This is a genomic window from Planctomycetota bacterium (genome assembly GCA_026387035.1).
Taxonomy (GTDB): domain Bacteria; phylum Planctomycetota; class Phycisphaerae; order FEN-1346; family FEN-1346; genus JAPLMM01.
The window spans coordinates 1-3,782 of sequence record JAPLMM010000012.1 but is presented as its reverse complement, the minus strand read 5'-3'; the positions used below and the strand labels follow the sequence as shown (position 1 = coordinate 3,782).

The window sequence follows — 3,782 nt, the reverse complement described above, 5'->3', positions numbered from 1 at the left end:
ATCATCACCTCGATGGAGAACGTGGACCCGATGGGCGTCCACACGGGCGACTCGATGGTCGTCGCCCCCTCGCAGACGCTCACCGCCAGGGAATACACCGAGTACACCGACCTGTGCCGCCGCATCATCCGCAAGATCGACATCACGGGCGGCGGCATCAACATCCAGTTCGCCGGCAACCCGGACAACGGCGACATTGTCATCATCGAGGTGAACCCGCGCCTGTCGCGCTCCAGCGCCCTGGCGTCGAAGGCCACCGGCTTCCCGATCGCCCGCGTGGCGACGAAACTCGCCGTCGGCTTCACCCTCGACGAGATCCTCAACGACGTCACCGGAAAAACCTACACCTTCTTCGAGCCGACGGTTGATTACTGCGTCTTCAAGATCGCGCGGTTCACCTTCAAAAAGTTCCCGCAAGCCAACCCGACGATCAACACGTCCATGAAATCGGTCGGCGAGGCGATGGCCATCGGCCGCACCTTCAAAGAGGCCCTCCAGAAAGGCATCCGCAGCCTCGAGATCGGCCGCTACGGCCTCGGGTTCGACGGCAAGGACCACCTCGTCCCCGACCCGAGGGACGACGCCGAACTGACCCACAAACTCGTCGTGCCGAATGACATGCGCCACTTCTACGTCAAGACCGCCCTGGAGCGCGGATGGACCGTCGAGCGCGTGGCGGACCTCACGAAGATCGACCGGTGGTTCATCGAAAACATCCGCGAGATCCTCTCAACGGCCGGCCGCGTCGCCAAGTACAAGGGCCGTCTCGCCAGAATGCCCGATGACCTGCTGCGCGAGGCGAAGCGGGCCGGCTTCTCCGACGTTCAGGTCGGGTTCCTGACGGGGGCGGGCGAACTCGCCGTCGCCGACGAACGAGAAAAACGCGGCATCCGTCCCGCCTACAAACTCGTCGACACCTGCGCCGGCGAGTTCAGCGCCGACCGCCCCTACTACTATTCCACCTACGAGCTGGTCGACGAGAACCGCATCACCCGCAAGAAGAAGATCCTCATTCTCGGCGGCGGTCCGAACCGCATCGGCCAGGGCATCGAGTTCGACTATTGCTGCTGCCACGCCGCCTATGCCGTCAAGGAACTCGGCTACGAGGCCATCATCATCAACTCCAACCCCGAAACCGTCTCCACCGATTACGACACCTCCGACAAACTCTACTTCGAGCCCCTGACGCGAGAGGACGTGCTGGCCATCGTCCGGGCCGAGAAACCCGAAGGCGTCATCGTCCAACTCGGCGGCCAGACGCCCCTGAACCTCGCCGTCCCCCTGGAGCGGGCGGGCGTCCGGATCCTCGGCACGAGCCCCGATTCCATCGACCTGGCCGAGGACCGCCAACGCTTCCAGCAACTCCTGGGGAAACTCGGCCTGATTCAGCCGGAGAACGGGACGGCCAACTCGTTCGAGGAGGCCAAGGCCATCGCCGCCGAGATCGGATACCCCGTCGTCGTCCGGCCGTCGTACGTTCTCGGAGGCCGCGCCATGGAGATCGTCTTCGACGAGGACGAACTCGCGCGCTACATGGCCGAGGCCAAGATCGCCTCCGAGGCCCTCGCCGAGCACCCCATCCTCGTCGACAAGTTCCTCGACAATGCCATTGAGATCGACGTCGATGCCGTCGCCGACGGAAAGACCTGCGTCGTCGCCGGCATCCTGGAGCATATTGAGCCGGCCGGCGTCCACTCCGGCGACGCCGCCATGGTCATGCCCCCCATCACCCTCACCGACGAGGTTTTGGAGCGCCTCCGCGAGCACACCAAAGCCCTCGCCCTGGCGCTCGGCGTCAAGGGCCTCATGAACGTCCAGTATGCCGTCCGCGACGACGTCATCTACGTCTTCGAGGTAAACCCGCGGGCCAGCCGCACCGTCCCCTTCGTCTCGAAGGCTATCGGCGTCCCCCTGGCGGCCATCGCCACGAAGGTGATGCTCGGCCACTCGCTCGAGGACCTTGGGTTCACGAAAGAGGTGGCGATCGGCCACTTTGCCGTCAAGGCCTCCGTCTTCCCCTTTGTCCGGTTCCCCGGCGTGGATGCGGTCCTGGGGCCTGAGATGAAGAGCACCGGCGAGGTCATGGGCATCGATTCGTCGTTCGGCGTGGCCTACGCCAAGGCCCAGCAGGGCGCGGGACACGTCCTGCCGCGCGATGGAACCGTTTTCATCTCCGTCCGCAACAGCGACAAGCGCGAGATCGTCTTCATCGCCAAGAAACTCGAGGACCTCGGCTTCCGTCTCGTCGCCACCGAGGGCACCGCGGCGGCGCTGGCCCACAACGACGTCCGCGTCCGGCGCCTGGAACGCATCAGCGTCGGCCAGCCCAACGTCCTGGACCTCATGAAGAACCGGGAAGTCCGCCTCGTCATCAATACCGTGAGCGGCAAAACGCCCCGCAAGGATGAGATCACCATCCGCACCCAGGCCATCGCGAACGGCATCCCTCTCATCAGCACCATCGCCGCCGCCGGAGCCTTCGTCAACGGCATCGAGGCCCTCAAGAAGCGCGGCCTGGAGGTCCAGTCTCTCCAGGAATACGGCGGGCACTACACGCCGCCGAAGAAAAGGTCCCCCTCGCCCAAGAAAAAATCCGCCGCCCGCCGACGACGCCGTTCCTAAGAATCCCCTTTCCCTACTTTTCCAATGCCTCCGGGGCCAGGAACAGACCGAGGTGCGATATCGTCGGGCAGGCCCGGGCGTCCTCAATCCTGAGGCGCACCTTCGCGGCCGTCACAGTCGAAAAACGCAGGATTCGCTTATAGCCGATGGTCTGCCCGCGCCCTGTCGGAATGCATCCGGCTCCAGATCAGGAAAGCCATTTCAGATGCGACAGATGGCTACCTGGACTACCGGAGGCAGGAAGAAAAGGTCCTGCAAACCAACCGCGAACCCGACGGCGCCGCCATCCGCTTCATTTTGCTCTATGTGACGCTCGGGGGGACGGGACCTGGTTTACTTCACACCGTCAAGAGTGAAATCGCCCTCGTCGCCCGGCGGCACGCTTTCCGCCCCCCCCATCCTGCTGCCTGTCCCGACCCCCGAAGCCTGCCCTGAGTCCTCCCGACAGGTCGGGACCGGGATCGAAGGATTCCCCCTGCCTGCCACGGCGTCTTGCTTGCCACGCCGACTTGTCTGCCAAAGCCCGCAGGGCGACGGTGGAAGCCTCCGGCGACGCCCGCTCTCGCCCCGCCTCAGGCGCTCAGGCACCCTCAGGCACTCAGGCACCCTCAGGCACTCAGGCACCCTCAGGCACTCAGACACCCTCAGGCACTCAGGCACCCTCAGGCACTCAGTCACCCAGGCACCCAGGCACCCTCAGTCCCTCAGTCACTGGCCGTCCCGGCCTTCATCTGCGGTTAACCCACGTCTGGACAAGGCGTTACGCCCTTCGACCTTGCCCTTCGACCCTTCGACACACTCAGGGTCGCCCCGAGCGTGGTCGAGGGGCGACGGGGGCTCAGGGCCGTGAGCCCTTCGACCATGCTCAGGGCCCTGAGGCTCTCGAAGGGCATGGTCGAACGGCTCAGGGCGGCCCGAGCATGGTCGAGGGGCCGCGTTGCCGCGGCTGTTTCTTTGTCAAATGCGAGATTTTCCCGCCCAAAACGACCCTGCCCTCCGAAGCCTTGGCGAAGGAGGGTTACGTGCGTCCGGCGGAAGTTATGCACATAAAGGTATGCACATGACATGGATGAAAAGAGTGCGAAATAGGGCCCAAAAACCGGTAAAAACCGCCCCAAAAACGTGAAAAAAGTCGAAAAAAGCACTAAATCCGCGCTAGC

At 64.1% G+C, this 3,782-nt stretch carries 1 protein-coding gene; it reads left to right on the top strand.

Translation table 11 applies throughout. The features are described from left to right. Positions 1-2,622, top strand: a 2,622-nt coding sequence (gene carB, locus NTX40_00395) for a carbamoyl-phosphate synthase large subunit (protein MCX5647551.1), incomplete at its 5' end; no start/stop codon positions are given. Between the last annotated feature and the right edge of the window lie 1,160 nt (positions 2,623-3,782).